Below are 16,345 nucleotides of genomic sequence, written 5' to 3' on the forward strand. Positions count from 1 at the left end.
TGCTGATCGTCACCTCGACCGCGTCGGCGCATCTCGGTAGCATCCGGCCGTATGATCATTAAGAAGATCGGCGTGCTCGCGGTCGCGGGTGCGACCGCCGGCATCGCCTTCACCGCCGTCTCCGCCCCCGCCGAGGCCGCGGCATATCCCAAGGGCTCGTGCGGCTCCGGCTACGCGTACAAGGGCAAGATCCCCATCACGAAGGGGTGGGTCGGCAACAAGCGGGTCACCAAGCACGTCGGTGACGTCTACGTCTACTACCGCAAGTCGGGCCGCACGGTCTGCGCGATCACCCGGGTGGTCGGCAAGTACGCGGGCCCGAGCAAGACCGACACGCTCGGCGTCACCATCCTCAGCAAGCTCGGCAACCGCAGCGACACCGGCGGCTACCACTACTACGCCGGCCCGGTGAAGCGCACGCTCAAGAAGACCAAGTGCGTGACCATCTACGGCAAGCAGTTCCTCGACAAGCGCGCAGGCGGCGGCGCCTATGAAAGCGCCTGGAAGAAGTACTGCTTCTGACCCCAGCCGCAGCTTCCAGCGAGCGCCCAGCCCGACAACGGACTGGGCGTTCGTCATTCACGGCAGCCAGGGCCTCGTCAGGTGCGGAATGGCGCCGCCAGGGTCTGCGGCCGAGGTGGCGCAAGACCCCGACGGCTTGAACGGTTCGGTCAGCTGGGCCAGGTAGGCGTCGGGTAGTGCGGCTTAGCAGCCATGCCCAGATCGTCGGTGGTGAAGCGGCGTTGCGGGTCGTACGAGTAGGTGCCCAGGACGTGGTCCCAAATCAGGGTGAAAAGGCCGAAGTTGACGTCGCCGATGCCCGCCCATTTGAGGTGGTGGAAGCGGTGGCCCTCGTTCAGCGCCAGCACATGCTTGAACGGGCCTACGCGGTAGTCGACGTTGGAGTGCTGAAGCAGCAGTTGCACGGCCACCGCCAGGGCGAGCGCCGTCGCCACGTCCAGGGGCAGGCCCGCGATCAGCAGCGGGGTGACTCCGGCTGCGGTCTCCAGCGCGGATTACCGCTGCGTCTACCGGGAGCGTGTGTCCGCGGGCGTCGGTGAGGTGGGCTTGGCCCTTGGCTACCAGCAGCAGTTGCACCGCGGCGTGTGCGTGGGTGTGGGCCGAGCCGGCCGGCGAAGGCGAGGCGGCCGGGGCGTAGCCGGACTGCCACCGCCCAGGGACCCGTCATCGTCTACGAGGTTGCTTGGGCTAGCAATCCGTCTACGAGGATCGCCAGGACCTGGGGGTAGATGTCGAGGGATGCTCGGGCCGGCCATTGGTCGCCTATGGCGGCCAGTTGCGGAAACCGGGACGGGTCTAGGTCGCGGAGACTGAAATCGAAGTCGGCGGCGCCGACGTCCGCTCTCCGGCTGTCGGTGTGGGCGCGGACGAGGATCTCGCCCACGGTGTAGTACCAGATGCTGCGGAAGACATCGACGGCTTGCAGGGGTGTGCATCCGTAGTCGACCGCCCCGGCCACGATCGTCTCGGCGAACCACAGGGCCGAGTCGCCGAGACGTGCCAGGAAGCCGTCGGCGGTGAGCACCTCCGCTCCCAGCGGCCAGTTCGCGAGCGCGTCGTGGATCGTGGCCCACGCGACGATGATCCGGCCCCGTGGGTCGTCGGGCAGTTCGGGACGCGCGACCTGGTCGACGTACTCGTTGACGAGCTGGACCACCAGGTCGTCCTTGTCCCGGACGTGGTGGTACAGGGTCGTCGCCCCGATGCCGATCTCGGCGGCCAGCCGGCGGATGGTCAGCCGTTCCCAGCCGTCCCGGTCGATCAGCAGGCGGGCTGCCGCCAGGATCTGCGCGCGGGAGGTCACCGGCGGCCGGCCGGTGCGGCCGGGCAGTCGTTCGCGGTCTCGTCGTGCTGGCACGGTCCCATCATGCCGTCCCGTGGGTGCCATCGGCGGCAACGGGTGGTACTTTCGGAACATGTTCCGAAAGTCGCATCGGAGGGAACGATGACGGTTCAGACAGCGCGCCGGGAGCCATCGATCTCGGCGGGCTCCCGGCCGGGGGTCATCCTCGCCACGGTCGCCGTGGTCCAGTTCCTGGTGTCGCTCGACCTGTCGGTGGTGAACGTCGGGCTTCCCCAGATCGGCAGCGCCCTCGGCTTCAGCGCGGTGGGCCTGACCTGGGTGATCCACGCCTACGCCCTCACGTTCGGCGGGCTGCTCCTGCTGGGCGGCAAGGCGGCCGACCGGTACGGCCAGAAGCGGATGCTGCTGTTCGGGCTCGCGCTCTTCGGGCTCGCCTCGTTGGGCGGTGGCTTCGCCGCCGAGCCCGGCCAGTTGGTCGCGGCACGCGCAGCCCAGGGGGTCGGCGCCGCCGCTCTCGCCCCGGCCGCGCTGGCACTGCTGACCTCGACGTTTCCCGGCGGCAAGGCCCGGGTGCGGGCCTTCGGGATCTGGAGCGCGATGAACGCCGCGGGCGGCGCCCTCGGCGTGCTGGTCGGGGGCCTGCTCACCGAGTACGCGAGCTGGCGCTGGGTGATGTTCGTGAACGTTCCGATGGCACTGATCGCGCTGGCCATGGCCTGGCGGAGCGTCGCTGCCGAGCAGGTGAGAGCTCGTGCCGGCCGCCCGGACGTCCTTGGTGGGCTCCTGGCAACGGCGGGCATGGGTCTGCTGGTGTTCGGCGTCGTCCGCACCGACCAGCACGGGTGGACCTCTGCCGTCACGGTGACCACCCTGGCGATCGCCGTCGCGCTCCTGGCCGCGTTCATCTACGTGGAGCGGACCACCGTCCGCGATCCGCTGGTCCGGCTCGGCCTGTTCGCCAACCGCTCCGTGCTCGGCGCGAACGCCTTCAACCTGCTCGTCGGCGCGGCCATGGCGTCGGCGTTCTATTTCATGTCGCTGTACCTGCAGCGGGTGCTCGGGAACGGCGCGGCGCTGACCGGCGTGCAGTTCCTGCCGTTCGCGTTCGGCGTGATCGCCGGTTCGGTGCTCGCCATCAAGCTCGGCTACCGGTTCGCGCCGCGCAGCCTGCTGGTCGGCGGCGGGTCGCTGACCGCGACCGGCTTCGCCTGGTTCGGTTTCGCCGGCGCGGACGGCGCGTTCCTCACGGACGTCCTCGGCCCGTCGATCCTGGCGAGTGTCGGCTTCGGGCTCTGCCTCGGGCCGCTCGTCTCCATCGCCACCGCCGGCGTCGCGTCCCATGAGGCCGGCACCGCGTCGGGCCTGCTCAACAGCTCACGCCAGATCGGCGCCTCGCTCGGACTGGCCGCCCTCGGCACCGCCGCCCACGACCGCACCGGGCGGACGGTGACGCCCGAAGCCCTCAGCGACGGATACACGTTCGGCCTGGCGCTGTGCGCGGTGCTGCTCGTGGCGGCCGTCCTGGTCGCCCTCACCGTCCTCAAAGGGGTGAGCGATGACCACCGCTGAGGTACTGAACGACCGGGTCCTGCAACCGCGTGGACAGGACCTCGCGCAGGGCCGGGTCGCTGACCGCGTCGCTGAAGACGCCTGCGAACGCGTCGCCGACCCCGGGTTCGCTGATCTTCCCCGCGATCCAGTGGACGGCGGTGGACATGATCTCGGTCGGGCTGGTGCTCTCCATCGGGATCGGGCCGAACGCGTCGATGAGGCAGTCCACGATCAGATCGCCCCTGGACGGCCAGCGCCGGTAGATCGTCGTCTTGGCGACACCGGCCGCGACGGCGATGCGCTCGACGGTGGCCCGCGCGTAACCGAGCTCGTGGACGGTGCGCAGCGTCGCGGCGAAGACCACGTCGTTGACGCCGGAGCGCGGGCGGCCGGGACGTCCGTGCGCCTCACCGAATACCCCGGCGCGACACACGCGTTCGTCAGCATGCCGGGCCTGGTGCGGCAGGCGAAGGCCGCGCGGGCCGACATCGTCGAGTTCCTCCGAGACCACCTCGCCGGGTGATGGATCCCCGGCCGCAATGACGGGAGAACGATGAGCACTATTGATCTTGTAGAGGCGCCAGAGCGGGCGGCGGCGCCGCCGGATACCGGTTCCGAGCCGAGCATGCCGGGGCTGCTGCGTCCTCATCTGTGGAGCTTCGCCGCCGTTGTGATCTTTCAGGTCATCGGCGCCGTCGCGGGTCTGGCGCCGCTGCTGGCGGTCGTCGAGCTGGGCCGCACGTTGCTGTCGTCCGGTCCGATCGATCACCACCACGTCTGGACCGTCGTCATCGCGGGCGCGGCCGGCCTGTTCGTCCGGTTGCTGTTCACGGCCGCCTCGTCCGGGATCGGGCACCTTCTCGACGGCCAGGTGCAACTGACGTTCCGCAGGCGGCTCGCCGCGCGGCTGGGGCGCGTGCCGATCGGCTGGTTCTCCCGGCGCTCGACCGGCGAGCTCGCGAAGGTCGTGGGGGACGACGTGAGCGCCGTCCACCCGTTCATCGCGCACACGCCCGGCGAGCTGGTGTCGGCGTTCGTCGTGCCGCTGGTGTCGCTGATCTACCTGTTCACCGTCGACTGGCGGCTCACGCTGATCACGTTGATCCCGGTGGCGCTGGCGGTGGCGCTCGTTCCCCTGATGATGACGCCGGCCCGGCTGCGCGAGCAGAAGGAGTTCGACGAGGCGATGGGACGCATCGCGAGTTCGGCCGTCGAATTCGTCCAGGGCATCGCGGTGGTCAAGGCTTTCGGCGGCGGCCGGCGCGCCCATCAGAGGTTCCGCACGGCCGTCGAGGACTTCGTCGGCACGTTCTACCGGTGGGTGCGCGGCCTCTCCGGGATCGCCGCGGGGATGCAGCTGGCGCTGTCGCCGCCGTTCGTGCTGCTGGTCGTGCTGATCGGCGGGACGGCTCTGATCACGAACGGTGGCATGGACGCGGCCGACCTGCTGCCGTTCCTGCTGCTCGGGCTGGGTCTGACCGCTCCGGTGGCGGCGCTCGGACACGGCTTCGACGACATGCAGGGCGCGCGGCGGGCGGTCGGACGGATCCGGGACGTGCTGGACGTCCCGTCGCTGCCGGAGCCCGCACAACCGGTCGCCCCGCAGGGACACCGGGTGGAGCTGCGCGACGTCCGGTTCGGCTACGAGGACGATCACGAGGTGCTGCGCGGGATCGATCTGGTGCTCGAACCGGGGACGGTCACCGCGATCGTCGGGCCGTCGGGCAGCGGGAAGTCGACGCTGGTGCAGCTGCTGCCGCGATTCTTCGACCCGACGCACGGATCGGTCGTCCTGGGCGGTGTCGATCTGCGCGAGCTCGGCAGCCGGGAGCTCTACCGGCGGGTCTCGTTCGTCTTCCAGGACGTTCGCCTGCTGCGGGCATCGGTCGCGGACAACATCGCGCTGGCGGTGCCGGAGGCCGACCTCGACGACGTGGTGCGCGCGGCCCGGCTGGCGAACATCCACGACCGGATCCTCGAACTCCCCCGCGGATACGAGACGGTGATCGGTGAGGACGCCGGGCTGTCGGGCGGCGAGGCACAGCGGATCTCGATCGCCCGCGCGCTGCTCGCCGACACACCCGTCCTCGTGCTCGACGAGGCGACCGCCTTCGCCGACCCGCAGACCGAACAGGCGGTTCGCCAGGCCCTGGCGACGCTGAAGGGCGACCGCACGATCGTCGTCATCGCGCATCGGCTGGAGACGGTCGCCGACGCCGACACCGTCGTGATGCTGGAGGACGGGTCGATCGTCGAACGCGGCAGACCCGCCGAACTGCTGGCACAGAACGGGAAGTTCGCCGCGTTCTGGCAGATCCATCGATCGGCCGTCGCCAGCGATGACGTACCGCAAGCCGCCAGCGATGCACCGCAGGTCACGAATGGCGGCGTACCGCAAGTCGCCGATGGTGGCGTGCCGCAAGGAGACGAGTCCCGATGATCCGAATGTTGCTGCGTGTGCTGGGCCACGAGTATGCCCGGCCGGTGCGCCGCACCGTGGCCCTGATGACGACGACCGCAGTGGTCGAGGGCCTGTCGTACGCGCTGCTCGTGCCGGTGCTGCGGGCGCTGTTCGGGAGTGATCCCGCGGACGCCTGGCCCTGGCTGATCGCGTTCGGGGCCGCGGTGGCCGTCTACGCGGTGCTGCGCTATGCCAGCGACCTGTCCGGTTTCCGCGTCGGGACCACGCTGCTGCGCGGCATGTACCACCGGCTCGGCGACCATCTGGCCCGGCTGCCCATCGGCTGGTACGGCGCGGGCCGGGTCGGGGAGGTGTCGGTCCTGGCCAGCCGCGGCGTCCTGGAGGCGATGAGCGTGATCGCGCATCTGCTGTCGCCGTTCATCTCCGCCTGCGTGACTCCGCTGACGATCGTCGCGGTGATGCTCGCGTTCAACTGGCAGCTGGGGCTGGCCGCGCTGGCCGCCGTGCCGGTCGTGGCGGCGATCCAGCTCTGGACGGGACGTTCGATGGCCGCGGCCGATGCCGAGCGCGCCGAACGCGACCATGAGGCCACCGCCCGGGTCATCGAATACCTCCAGGCCCAGCCGGTGTTGCGCGCGGGCGGGCGGACCGCCGAACGTTTCCAGTTGCTCGACGACTCGCTGCGCGGCCTCCAGCGCGCGTCCCGCCGTTCGACGCTGTCGGCGCTGCCCGGCGTCGTGGGCTTGACGCTCACGGTGCAGACGATGTTCACCGTGTTGCTCGTCCTGGGCGCCTACCTCGCGCTCGGCGGAGACATCGGGGCGGCAGAGGTCCTGGCGATCCTGGTGCTCGCCGCCCGCTGCGCGGATCCTCTGCTTTCCCTGGCGGACATCGGTGGCCAGCTCCGCGGCGCTCGTTCGGAACTGGCAAGACTAGACACGGTGCTGCGTACCGAGCCGCTGCCGGAGGCTCACGAACCTACCCGCCCAGAACGCCACGACCTGGAGTTCGACTCGGTCACCTTCCGGCACGGCGACCGAACGGTAGTCGACGGCATCTCGCTGTCCGTGCCTCAGGGACAGCGGCTCGCCGTCGTCGGCCCGTCAGGCGCGGGCAAGAGCACGTTGCTGCAGTTGCTCGCGCGTTTCTACGACGTGGACGCGGGCGTGGTGCGCATAGGTGGCGTGGACGTGCGCGCCATCAACACCGAGGTACTGATGGCGCAGATCGCCATCGTCTTCCAGGACGTCTACCTCTTCGACGGCACGATCGAGGAGAACGTGCGTCTCGGCCGTCCCGACGCCGACGAGACCGAAGTACGGGCGGCGGCCACCGCCGCACGCCTGGACGAGGTGATCGAACGCCTGCCCGGCGGCTGGTCGGCGAACGTCGGCGAGGGCGGCGCCCTGCTCTCGGGCGGCGAACGCCAGCGGGTCTCGATCGCGCGAGCCCTCCTGAAGAACGCGCCCATCGTCCTGCTGGACGAGGTGACCTCCGCGCTGGACCCGGTGAACGAGGCGGCCGTCCACGAGGGAATCGAGCGCCTGATGAGGGGCCGGACGGTGGTCATGGTCGCGCACCGCATGCGGACCGTCCAACGCGCAGACCGCGTCATCTTCCTGGACGGAGGCCGGATCGCCGAGGAAGGCACCCACAACGAACTGCTGAGCCGCAGAGACCGCTACGCCGACTTCTGGGAAATCTCCATGACCTCGGCACCAAGCAAGTAAGCGAGCCACGTCAGCACGCCGCGCAGGCAGCCGTGCAAGCACGACGCGCAGGCGGACCGCTGCCTGCACGGCGTGCGAGGAATTCACGGTGGCGTCGGGCCTAGTGGAGGCGTAGGCCTGCGATGACGAGGGCGACCAGGCGGCGTGCGTCGTAGCGGGGGTCGTTGTTCGCGCCGATGCAGAGATTGCCTACGCCGCGCATCAGTTCGTACGCGTCCAGGTCGGGGACGATCTCGCCTGCCTTGGCGGCGGCGTCGAGCAGCTGGGCGCAGGCGGGGACGAGGCGGTCGAGGAAGTAGGCGTGCAGGGCCTCGAAACCGGCCTCGTCGGACTGCAACGCCTCGGCGAGGCCGTGCTTGGTGACCAGGAAGTCGACGAAGAGGTTGATCCAGCTCGCCAGGGCGGCGTGCGGTGAGCTGCTCTCCGCCAGCAGTGCCGGGCCCGCCTCGGCGCAGGCCTCGACCTGGTGCCGGTAGACGGCGACGATCAGGTCGGCCCGGGTCGGGAAGTGGCGGTAGATCGTGCCGACGCCGACGCCGGCCGCGGCGGCGATGTCGCGCACGGGCACATCGACGCCGGAAGAGACGAAGGCCGCGGCGGCCGCGTCCAGCAACGTCTTCTCGTTGCGCCGGGCGTCGGCCCGCTTTCGCGGAGCTGATCCGCTCACTGCGCCACCTCCACTCGACAAGCGGAACCATGTTCCGTATATTGGTTAGCGGAACACGGTTCCGCTTGTTCAGGATGCCAGAACAGCCGGGCCGCAGCCAAACCACCAGGAGGAAACCATGCAGTACCGCACCTTGGGCCGCACCGGCGTGCAGGTCAGCACGCTCGTGCTCGGCGCGATGAACTTCGGCAGCCTGGGACGGACCACCCAGGACGAGGTCACCGCCATGGTCGACGCCGCCCTGGAGGGCGGGATCAACCTCATCGACACCGCCGACAGGTACAGCCAGGGCGAGTCGGAGGAGATGGTCGGCAAGGCCATCGCCGGCCGCCGCGACGACATCGTCCTGGCCACGAAGGCGACCATGCCGATGGACGAGGAGCGCAACCATCAGGGCAGTTCGCGCCGCTGGCTGGTCACCGAACTGGACAACAGCCTGCGCCGGCTGGGCGTCGACCACGTCGACCTCTACCAGATCCACCGGTGGGACCCGACGACCAGCGACGAGGAGACCCTCTCAGCACTGACCGACCTGCAGCGCGCCGGAAAGATCCGCTACTTCGGCTGCTCGACGTTCCCCGCGTACCGGCTCGTGCAGGCCGAGTGGACCGCCCGGCAGAACCACCTGAGCCGTTACGTCACCGAACAGCCCAGCTATTCGATCCTTCAGCGCGGGATCGAGGCCCACGTCCTGCCCGTGACCGAGGAGTACGGACTCGGCGTGCTGGTGTGGAGCCCCCTCGCCTCGGGCTGGCTGTCGGGCGCGGTCCGCGAGGGCCAGGCGATCACGACCAGCCGCTCCACGCTCCTGCCGCAACGCTTCGACCTCACCCTCCCGTCCAACCGGGCCAGGCTCGACGCCGTCGAAAAGCTGGCCAAGGTCGCCGACGAGGCCGGCCTGACCATGATCCAGCTCGCGCTCGGCTTCGTCACCGCGCACCCCGCCGTGACCAGCGCGATCATCGGCCCCCGCACCATGGACCACCTGCGTTCTCAGCTCGCCGCCGCCGACACCGTGCTCTCCGCCGACGTCCTCGACGCGATCGACGCGATCGTCACCCCGGGCGTCGACCTGGCCCCGGAAGAGAAGTTCGACACCCCACCCGCCCTGCTGGACCCGGCCCTCCGCCGCCGCTGACCAAAGGACGAGCCCATGCCCCGCCCAAGTTTCGGAATCATGACGGCCCCCTTGCAGGTCGACTACCAGGACGTCCTGCGGGTCTGGCTCGAGGCGGACACGATCCCCGAGATCGAGCACGCCTGGCTGTTCGATCACCTCATGCCGATCGCCGGCGACCCCTCCGGACCGACCCACGAAGGCTGGACGCTGCTCTCGGCGCTCGCCGCACAAACCAGACGGCTGCGCCTCGGCGTGCTCGTGACCAGCAACCGCTTCCGCCCGCCCGCGATGCTGGCCAAGATCGCCGCGACCGTCGACATCGTCTCCGGCGGACGGCTCGACTTCGGCATCGGCGCGGGCTCACGCCCCAGCCACCCCCTTGCCCGGCGCGAGTACGACGCGCACGGCCTGCCCTTCCACGACGCCGCCCACGCCGTGGCCAGCCTTTCGGAAGCGTGCACGGTCATCCGGCGACTCTGGACCGAGCCCGAACCGTTCGACTTCCACGGCACCCACGTCCAGCTCACCGGAGCGTTCTGCAACCCCAAACCCGTCCAGCGTCCCCACCCGCCGATCCTCATCGGCGGCCGCTCGGCCGCCGTACTGCGCGTCACAGCCGAGCACGCCGACCTGTGGAACGTCCCCGGCGGCGACATCGACGACATCGTCCGCCGCAGCGCCCTCCTGGACCGCTACTGCGCCGAGATCGGCCGCGACCCGGCCTCGATCACCCGCTCCGTCCACCTGCCCGTCTCCTACGATCAGCCCGCCGCCACCAAGGACGCGATCGGCGAAGCGATCGACGCCGGCTTCCAGCACATCGTCCTAGGCCTGCCGTCCCCCTACCCGGCCAACGTCGCCCAGTGGCTCACCAACGAACTCATCACCACATCACCCCAATAGAAGCGGCGCCATCAATGTCGCCAACGTGCAGCCGCCTACCAGCCCAAGCTCGCGCCTGACGCGGTTCCTGTCCATGGCCGAACGCGGTCTCCGTCCGCTCGACCGGCGCTCCCATATCGCCCGGCTGGCGTCGGCGCTGTCGGTGGCCGACCGCATTAAGCACGTGCTGCGTGAGGTCGGCCCATGAACACAGGCGCGATGAGATGCCTGTGCGGGATGTCACTGGCCGGGGCGGGCTCTTATCTTGGTCGCAGACCGTCGAGGATGATCTGGGCGATATGGGCTGAACGTTCGCGGCTGGTCTCCGCGTCGGCGTGGCGGATCGCGGCGAAGGCGCCGGCGACGAGGGCCATCACGCCTCTGAGCCGGATGCGGGCGCCGGCGTGCGCGAGTGTCGGCGACCGGTCCGAGCGCTACGGGGACCGGCTCACCAAACCGCCGGGTGCTGCCGGCTGAGCACTGGCCCGGCTCTGGGGCGTCGTGCAGTAGGGCGGTTGACTTCGAGACACGCCCCGTGACGCCGGGTCTGCCGTCGCGCCCGTGGTTGCTCCGCGCCGGGCTCGGGGCTGACCGACGGCTTACCGCCGAGCCCGCTGGAAGTTTCGACACGCCATCCGCCCTGCTCGGCCCGCCGCCGTCGCTAACGGTGCGTCACGCCGTATCGGCCGGTCGGGCTTCAGCCTGGGTAGGCGGGGATGCTGTGGAGGAGTTCGGCCAGTGGTGCCGGCCATGGGATCAGCTCGACGCTCTCCTGCTCGCTGGCATCGGTACGCGCGACCAGTACCACGGCGTCGTGCTCGCCTCGGTTGACGGGAAGGTGCGGAACATTGGCGGGGATGTAGAGGAAGTCGCCTGGTTCCAGCCAGGCCCGCTCCTGCAGATCGTCCCCGAACCGAACCTCGTGTGCACCGCTGATGACGTAGACCGCGGACTCGTGGTCGCGGTGCACATGGGGCTCGCCTCGGCTCCCGGCGGGAATCACCACCCGGTGCAGGCACAGGTGCTGGGCGCCGGTGCTCTGCCTGCTGACTCCCGAGGCGAAATGAACCGCTTGCTTGCCGTCATAGCGGGTCCGCGACGCATCGTCCGCCCGGACGACTCTGCAGGAGTCCTGATTCACCCGGCCACCAACGCCTGAGCCGGATGCCCGGAGCCGGCGGTGTAGAAGCCGGCGATGAATTCGACCCATGCCCCGGCGCCGACCCGTCCGTCCTCGGTGCTCAGCGATGAGTGGACCGCTTCGATGCGCTCGCGGGCGAAGCCCAGAGCCCGCAGGCAGGCGACGAAGTCGTCGTGCTGGACGTACCCGTCGTCATCGCGGTCGGCGATGGCGACGATCGCCTGGGCGTAGGGCCGGACGACGCGATCGAACAGCTCAGGCCGCCCGACGCCGCGGCAGAACTCCTCGAAGGAGATCCGTCCATCGCGATTGGTGTCGAGTTGCTCCGCCAGTTGCTCCCAGTAGGAGCGATGCGAGGCCACGACGGCCCGGCCCTTCTCCGAGCTCTCCGACTGGCCGAACTCCCGCAGTAGCCGTGCGGCCACCAGATCGAAGTCGCCGGCTTCGATCGATCCGTTTCCGTTCGCGTCGAACTGGTCGAATCTGGCGCGCAAACGCTCCTGCTGCTGGGCCTCCATGGCACCGACCTTTCCCGCTTCTCCGCGCCGACTCCGCACGGTCACCGATGGTTACAGTCGGTGTCCCCGCAACTCACCCAGGCAACCTCCAATAGCACTAGGACGTTCGCTGCGACCACAGTGCTATATCCGGGTCGGTAAGCCGCGTCGACAATGGCGGTGAATCCTTTCGCGGCGTGGGGGCCTCTTATGGGGTGACGGAAGGAGAGATGGATGGTGCCTGATGTGTGGCGGCGGGGTGTGGTGGTGGCTGATCGTTCGTGGGCGAGCGCGCAGCTCATCGAGGCCGCGCAGGCGGGTGACCGCGAGTCGATCACCGCGGTGATCCATGGCGCGCATCCGCACGTGCGGCGCTTCGCGTCGCACCTGTGCGCGTCTCCGCAGGATGCCGAGGACGCGGCGCAGGAGGCACTGATCATCCTGTATCGGAAGATCGGCTCGCTGCGCGCCACCGGAGCACTGGCGTCGTGGATGTTCCGCATCGTTCGGAACGAATGCCTGCGCCGCGCTCGGTTGCTTTCACGCCATGACGAGGGCGAGGCCGGCCTGATGAGCTCGGCCGAGGACGAGGCCATCGGACGCCTGGAGGCCGAATTCGTCGCGCAGGCGATCAGGGAGTTGCCCGACGTCCAGCGCCGAGTTTTGATCATGCGCGATGTGCTGGGCCACCCGGGCCGCAGCGTCGCGGAGACGCTCGGCCTGAGCAACGCCGCGATGAAATCCCACCTGCACCGGGCGCGTAGCGCGGTCAGGCTCAGTCTGGGCGGCGGCCCCGGAACCCCCAGCACCTGAGACCACATCTCTGCAAACCCAGTTCGAAGGAAGGTTCCGCCATGCTTGAAACCGGATCGCTCGCGCCCGAGGTGGCGCTGGAAGACACCGACGGCCAGACCGTCCGCCTGGGCAACGGCCATGCCGTGCTGATCTATTTCATGCGGTCAACGTCATGCCCGGTCTGCAACAGGCACGTCCACGACCTCGTCCAGCGCCGCGACGAGTTCGAGGACGTCCAGGTGCTCATCGCGGTTCCGGCCGATCGCCAGGAGGCCGCCGCGTGGAAGGCCAAGCGCCGCGTCCCGTTCCCCGTGGTGGTGGGCCGCCGGGGCACCCCGCACGAATCGATCGGCCTGACCAGAAAGGTCTTCGGCGCGCTGCAACAGTCAGGCAGCGTCCTCATCGATTCCCAGGGCGTCATCCGCCACGCCCACAGCGCCACCCTGCCCACCAGCGGCTACGACAAGAAGGGGATCACCGCCGCCATCCAGGCGCTCCGCACCCACGCTTGATGCGGCACCACAGGAGAGCCGGTGCCGGTCCAGATCTCGGTGGTCGTCCGGTCGTTCGCGCGACGAGCAGGGGGCGAAGGTATGACCATCGGCGGAATCAGCGGTGTAGTTGCAGCCCCTTCTGCCAGGCGCGACGCATGGCTTTCGTCGAGCCGATCAGGCCAAAGGTCGAGATGGTGGGTTCGGATGCTTGCCGCCATCGATCACCTGGAGAGGTGTTGATCTTTGTCGTGCCGGTCATTGTGCTGAGCGGATTTCGGAAGAACCGCGTACGCGCCCTGACGGTGGTCGGCTCGTGCTCCTCGGCGCAACCAATGGACGGGCCCACCCGCTCGTGATACGTAGCGGAGATGGGGCTGCCTTACCCGTTCCACACAGAGATCTCCGTCAGCGCCGACATCATCACTCCACGACTTGCCGAGCTGGCCGCCCGTCTGCGGAGCGAGTGGCCGGGGCACGACCGGGCCACCGCTCCCGCCGACCGGCCCGCCGCCGAAGCCGCGATCATCGGCCTGTACCGGCTGATCGGCGCCGTCGAACCCCGGCTGGTGTGGATCGACTCGCCCGCGGCCGCCTGCCCGCCAGACGAAGATTTCTGCGAGCCCACGGGCGCGGCGGCCGCGGAGGCGCACGGTGGGCCGGCGCCGGGCGGCTGGCTGCTGCCCGTACTCAATGGCGATGTTCCAGACCGCGAGTCCGGCCGATGGCCGAGCCTGCCCGGCCGGAGACCGATGCCACCTTGGTGGCGGGCCAAAGCCCGCCGCCGGGAGGTGTGGGAGCACCGGCTGGTCCTGTGGAGGGACCTGGTCGGTTCGTGTGGCGGCTGGTGGCCGTTCGAGCGGGTGTGCGTGGTGTCAGAGCGGCCGATCGAAATCCACGTCGAGCCCTGGCACGAAGGCGGTCAAGCGGGCGTGCGGCTGCACCGCCGCGACGGCCCGGCGATGCGTTACCGCGACGGCTGGTGCCTGTACGCACTGCACGGGCGGGTAAGCCAGGTGGACATCGTCCAATGGGAACGGGCCGGGACTCCTCCACCCGCGCCGCGCGCCGAGCCCGCCGGGACTCCTTCTCCACGCGTGCCGCGCGCCGACCTCGCCGAGCTGATCAAAAGAAGCGACGCCTGGACCATCGCCCGCCTCGTCGGCGGAGACTTCCGTGGAGCCGATCTGCGCGGCGTCCGGTTTCCCCCTCGTACCGATCTCACCCGCGCCGACTTCAGCGGAACCGACCTGCGCGACGCGGATCTGTCCGAGGCGGACCCGGAGGGCAGCGGTGTGTACCCGAATCTCGCCGACGCCAAGCTCGTCGGAGCCGATCTGCGCGGCGCCGATCTCGGCGTCGTCCCCGACTTCAGCCGGGCGGACCTGACCGACGCCGACCTTTCCGGATTGAACCTCGGCGGTGCACCCGAGGTCGGCGGCTCGCTGTTCATCAACGCCAACCTGCTACGCACCACCTTCGCCGGCAGCTGTCTGATGCATGCCGGCTTCACCGGCGCGGATCTGTCCGGCGCGGATTTCACCGGGGCCAGATTCTGGATGGGCACGGAGCGTTCAACCGCGGAGCAGGTGCACCTGGCGCAGTCCTCCTTCAGCGGAGCCACCTGGGACAGCGCCACGACATGGCCCAACGACCGCCTGGCCGAAGTGTTCAGGCAGGCGTCCTCTCCGGTCACCGAAGGCACGTTCCGCGTACGTGACGAACTGCCGCGGCCCGATATCCCGCCACAGCCACCAGCGGACACCCCGTTCCAACCGAACAGCGGTAAAGATGACCCCTTCTTCGAGGCCTATCGCTAGTGCCGCATCAGCGGCCGTATTTCCCCCGCACCGAGTCGTGAGCAACGGTCGCGCCAGGGGCGAACAGGTCGGCGAACTCGGCCCAGGAAGAGCGGTGGACGACGTTGGTGGTCCGATGATTTCGGACTAAAAAGGTAGGAATAGTTGCGTTTTGGCAGGGTGCGTGGTCTTATAGCGGCATGCGAGTTCGGTTCGTTCTGATCCGGCGGCGGCATGTCGACCTCCGCCGCGTTACGGCCGCGGGCTGTTTGGTGGCTTGACCGTCCCGCCCTGCCAAGGCCCCCCGCCGAACCCACTCCGATCCGTGCTCCGGGAGTTTCGCCATGCTCAAAAACAGATACCGCGCGGCGGGAGCCGCTCTCCTTGCCCTTGTGCTCGCCGGGTGCGCCTCGGCCGCGAAGGGCGAAGCCGCCGGTCTGAAGGTCGGTTACTTCCAGGGGGCGGTCGCCGGGCCCGAGGCGGTCGTCGCGGCCAATCCAGACCTCGCCTCGAAGGTGCCAGGCAAGATCGAGCTGCGTCCCATCGACAGCGGCGTCGCCGGGATGGCGCAGTTGCGGGCCGGGGCCTTTCCCTTTGTGTCTGGTGTTGGGAACCCGCCGTTCGTGGGCGCCTTCACCAACGGGACGGACGTCCGCGCGGTGTTCGTCGAGAGCATCGACGCGTCCGGGCTGGCCGTCAACGACAAGATCAAGGCGCCGGGCGATCTGACGAAGGTCGGCGTGCTGGTGGGCTCGACGCTGGATTTTCAGCTGCGTGGGTGGCTGAAGTCGCAGGGTCTTACGGAGAAGGTGCAGATCGCTAGCTTCGCCAGCGAGGCGGCTGAGGCGGCTGCTTGGAAGGCCGGGAAGATCGACGCGGTCTACATCAGCCAGTCGTTCCTGATCGAGCTGCAGAAGCACAAGGCGAAGGTCCTGGTGACCTCGTCCGACGTCGCCAAGCTCGGCTACGCCGCGGTGAACATGCTCGCCGTCACCGCTTCGTATGCCAAGGAACATCCAGAGGTTGTGCAGGGCCTCGTCTGCCAGATCTCCAAGGCGCAGACCCTGGTGAAGGGGCCGGATATTGAGAAGTACGTAACGCCCGCGACCAAGTTCCTGGGTGTGAAGCCGGCCGATGCGATTGCGGCTACCAGGAGCTATCCGTACGTTGCGGCGGCGGAGGAAGGGGCGTGGCTCAAGGGGGCCGACGGGAAGGCCGCGTCCGGGAGGCTCGCCCAGAACTTCAAGCTGACGGCCGAGTTCCTGGTTGCCCAGGGCCGGGCGAAGAGTGTGCCGTCCGCAGACCAGATCGCCGCGCACATCGATCCGACGTTCTGGGACAAGGCGCAGTCCGGGGCCTGCAAGTGAGCGCCGTGACCGAGAGCCTTCCGGTGACCGGCCAGCCGACGGCCGTGCGGCTGACGGA

Annotated in this window: 18 protein-coding genes; 11 read left to right on the forward strand and 7 right to left on the reverse strand. The window is 69.3% G+C overall.

Annotated elements, in window-relative coordinates; genetic code table 11:
- The first annotated feature begins 51 nt into the window (after window positions 1–51).
- Entirely contained in the window at window positions 52–522 is a 471-nt protein-coding gene (locus tag ACGFNU_RS33195; RefSeq protein WP_392600084.1) for a hypothetical protein, read from the forward strand.
- 149 nt (window positions 523–671) lie between these two features.
- Here the strand turns inward: ACGFNU_RS33195 and ACGFNU_RS33200 are convergent, their stop codons facing one another.
- Window positions 672–956 carry a sterol desaturase family protein gene (locus ACGFNU_RS33200; protein ID WP_392600085.1) on the reverse strand — a complete coding sequence of 95 codons (285 nt, stop codon included), beginning with the start codon at window positions 954–956 and terminating at the stop codon, window positions 672–674.
- A 236-nt stretch (window positions 957–1,192) separates the two neighbouring features.
- On the reverse strand, window positions 1,193–1,879 hold the full coding sequence (locus ACGFNU_RS33205; RefSeq protein ID WP_392600087.1) for a TetR/AcrR family transcriptional regulator: 687 nt from the start codon (window positions 1,877–1,879) through the stop codon (window positions 1,193–1,195).
- An 87-nt stretch (window positions 1,880–1,966) separates the two neighbouring features.
- Here ACGFNU_RS33205 and ACGFNU_RS33210 point away from each other — a divergent pair, with 87 nt between their 5' ends.
- A complete protein-coding gene (locus tag ACGFNU_RS33210) occupies window positions 1,967–3,394 on the forward strand; it encodes an MFS transporter (protein ID WP_392600089.1) in 1,428 nt (475 codons plus the stop codon).
- Here the strand turns inward: ACGFNU_RS33210 and ACGFNU_RS33215 are convergent.
- Window positions 3,366–3,887 (reverse strand): TetR/AcrR family transcriptional regulator, encoded by a 522-nt coding sequence (locus ACGFNU_RS33215; RefSeq protein ID WP_392600091.1) that lies wholly within the window; start codon window positions 3,885–3,887, stop codon window positions 3,366–3,368. The two genes, ACGFNU_RS33210 and ACGFNU_RS33215, sit on opposite strands and share 29 nt — an antisense overlap.
- Window positions 3,888–3,929: 42 nt before the next feature.
- On the opposite strand from ACGFNU_RS33215, the gene ACGFNU_RS33220 reads away from it, so the two are divergent.
- Together ACGFNU_RS33220 and ACGFNU_RS33225 are read left to right on the forward strand one after the other, a co-directional pair.
- Window positions 3,930–5,816, forward strand: coding sequence for an ABC transporter ATP-binding protein (locus tag ACGFNU_RS33220; protein ID WP_392600093.1), 1,887 nt, complete (start codon window positions 3,930–3,932; stop codon window positions 5,814–5,816).
- Window positions 5,813–7,528: an ABC transporter ATP-binding protein gene (locus ACGFNU_RS33225; protein WP_392600095.1), complete on the forward strand. Its 1,716-nt coding sequence runs from the start codon at window positions 5,813–5,815 to the stop codon at window positions 7,526–7,528. The genes ACGFNU_RS33220 and ACGFNU_RS33225 overlap by 4 nt, the downstream gene beginning before the upstream one ends.
- Window positions 7,529–7,628: 100 nt before the next feature.
- On the opposite strand, the gene ACGFNU_RS33230 is transcribed toward ACGFNU_RS33225, so the two are convergent.
- Window positions 7,629–8,216: a TetR/AcrR family transcriptional regulator gene (locus ACGFNU_RS33230; RefSeq protein ID WP_392600097.1), complete on the reverse strand. Its 588-nt coding sequence runs from the start codon at window positions 8,214–8,216 to the stop codon at window positions 7,629–7,631.
- Window positions 8,217–8,313: 97 nt separating this feature from the next.
- Here ACGFNU_RS33230 and ACGFNU_RS33235 point away from each other — a divergent pair, with 97 nt between their 5' ends.
- From ACGFNU_RS33235 to ACGFNU_RS33245, 3 genes are read left to right on the forward strand one after another with little or no spacing between them, the layout of a single operon-like run.
- Entirely contained in the window at window positions 8,314–9,333 is a 1,020-nt protein-coding gene (locus ACGFNU_RS33235; protein WP_392600099.1) for an aldo/keto reductase, read from the forward strand.
- 39 nt (window positions 9,334–9,372) lie between these two features.
- Window positions 9,373–10,218, forward strand: a complete 846-nt coding sequence (locus ACGFNU_RS33240; RefSeq protein ID WP_392600100.1) for an LLM class flavin-dependent oxidoreductase — start codon at window positions 9,373–9,375, stop codon at window positions 10,216–10,218.
- Window positions 10,219–10,243: 25 nt separating this feature from the next.
- On the forward strand, window positions 10,244–10,405 hold the full coding sequence (locus ACGFNU_RS33245; protein ID WP_392600102.1) for a hypothetical protein: 162 nt from the start codon (window positions 10,244–10,246) through the stop codon (window positions 10,403–10,405).
- Window positions 10,406–10,894: 489 nt separating this feature from the next.
- Here ACGFNU_RS33245 and ACGFNU_RS33250 read toward each other — a convergent pair whose 3' ends face one another.
- Both ACGFNU_RS33250 and ACGFNU_RS33255 read right to left on the reverse strand, forming a co-directional pair.
- On the reverse strand, window positions 10,895–11,338 hold the full coding sequence (locus tag ACGFNU_RS33250; RefSeq protein WP_392600104.1) for a cupin domain-containing protein: 444 nt from the start codon (window positions 11,336–11,338) through the stop codon (window positions 10,895–10,897).
- Complete coding sequence (locus ACGFNU_RS33255; protein ID WP_392600106.1) at window positions 11,335–11,856, reverse strand: EF-hand domain-containing protein; 522 nt, start codon at window positions 11,854–11,856, stop codon at window positions 11,335–11,337. The genes ACGFNU_RS33250 and ACGFNU_RS33255 overlap by 4 nt, the downstream gene beginning before the upstream one ends.
- A 213-nt stretch (window positions 11,857–12,069) precedes the next feature.
- On the opposite strand from ACGFNU_RS33255, the gene ACGFNU_RS33260 reads away from it, so the two are divergent.
- The gene (locus ACGFNU_RS33260; RefSeq protein ID WP_392600108.1) at window positions 12,070–12,648 is read left to right on the forward strand and encodes an RNA polymerase sigma factor; all 579 of its coding nucleotides are present in this window, start codon (window positions 12,070–12,072) and stop codon (window positions 12,646–12,648) included.
- Between the two features lie 41 nt (window positions 12,649–12,689).
- Window positions 12,690–13,142, forward strand: coding sequence for a peroxiredoxin family protein (locus ACGFNU_RS33265; protein ID WP_392600110.1), 453 nt, complete (start codon window positions 12,690–12,692; stop codon window positions 13,140–13,142).
- A gap of 97 nt (window positions 13,143–13,239) precedes the next feature.
- Here ACGFNU_RS33265 and ACGFNU_RS33270 read toward each other — a convergent pair whose 3' ends face one another.
- The gene (locus ACGFNU_RS33270; RefSeq protein WP_392600112.1) at window positions 13,240–13,383 is read right to left on the reverse strand and encodes a hypothetical protein; all 144 of its coding nucleotides are present in this window, start codon (window positions 13,381–13,383) and stop codon (window positions 13,240–13,242) included.
- A gap of 109 nt (window positions 13,384–13,492) precedes the next feature.
- On the opposite strand from ACGFNU_RS33270, the gene ACGFNU_RS33275 reads away from it, so the two are divergent.
- Both ACGFNU_RS33275 and ACGFNU_RS33280 read left to right on the forward strand, forming a co-directional pair.
- On the forward strand, window positions 13,493–14,941 hold the full coding sequence (locus ACGFNU_RS33275; protein WP_392600114.1) for a pentapeptide repeat-containing protein: 1,449 nt from the start codon (window positions 13,493–13,495) through the stop codon (window positions 14,939–14,941).
- Window positions 14,942–15,264: 323 nt separating this feature from the next.
- Window positions 15,265–16,287, forward strand: coding sequence for an ABC transporter substrate-binding protein (locus tag ACGFNU_RS33280; RefSeq protein ID WP_392600116.1), 1,023 nt, complete (start codon window positions 15,265–15,267; stop codon window positions 16,285–16,287).
- Window positions 16,288–16,345: the final 58 nt, after the last annotated feature.

Origin of the sequence: Spirillospora sp. NPDC048911, assembly GCF_043198015.1 — a bacterium.
Taxonomy (GTDB): Bacteria; Actinomycetota; Actinomycetes; order Streptosporangiales; family Streptosporangiaceae; genus Spirillospora.

Excerpts from the sequence above, each read along its gene's own strand:
- ACGFNU_RS33195 (WP_392600084.1), top strand. The coding sequence starts at position 52 with ATGATCATTAAGAAGATCGGCGTGCTCGCGGTCGCGGGTGCGACCGCC.
- ACGFNU_RS33210 (WP_392600089.1), top strand. The coding sequence starts at position 1,967 with ATGACGGTTCAGACAGCGCGCCGGGAGCCATCGATCTCGGCGGGCTCC.
- ACGFNU_RS33220 (WP_392600093.1), top strand. The coding sequence starts at position 3,930 with ATGAGCACTATTGATCTTGTAGAGGCGCCAGAGCGGGCGGCGGCGCCG.
- ACGFNU_RS33225 (WP_392600095.1), top strand. The coding sequence starts at position 5,813 with ATGATCCGAATGTTGCTGCGTGTGCTGGGCCACGAGTATGCCCGGCCG.
- ACGFNU_RS33235 (WP_392600099.1), top strand. The coding sequence starts at position 8,314 with ATGCAGTACCGCACCTTGGGCCGCACCGGCGTGCAGGTCAGCACGCTC.
- ACGFNU_RS33240 (WP_392600100.1), top strand. The coding sequence starts at position 9,373 with ATGACGGCCCCCTTGCAGGTCGACTACCAGGACGTCCTGCGGGTCTGG.
- ACGFNU_RS33255 (WP_392600106.1), bottom strand. The coding sequence starts at position 11,856 with ATGGAGGCCCAGCAGCAGGAGCGTTTGCGCGCCAGATTCGACCAGTTC.
- ACGFNU_RS33260 (WP_392600108.1), top strand. The coding sequence starts at position 12,070 with ATGGTGCCTGATGTGTGGCGGCGGGGTGTGGTGGTGGCTGATCGTTCG.
- ACGFNU_RS33265 (WP_392600110.1), top strand. The coding sequence starts at position 12,690 with ATGCTTGAAACCGGATCGCTCGCGCCCGAGGTGGCGCTGGAAGACACC.
- ACGFNU_RS33270 (WP_392600112.1), bottom strand. The coding sequence starts at position 13,383 with ATGACCGGCACGACAAAGATCAACACCTCTCCAGGTGATCGATGGCGG.
- ACGFNU_RS33275 (WP_392600114.1), top strand. The coding sequence starts at position 13,493 with ATGGGGCTGCCTTACCCGTTCCACACAGAGATCTCCGTCAGCGCCGAC.
- ACGFNU_RS33280 (WP_392600116.1), top strand. The coding sequence starts at position 15,265 with ATGCTCAAAAACAGATACCGCGCGGCGGGAGCCGCTCTCCTTGCCCTT.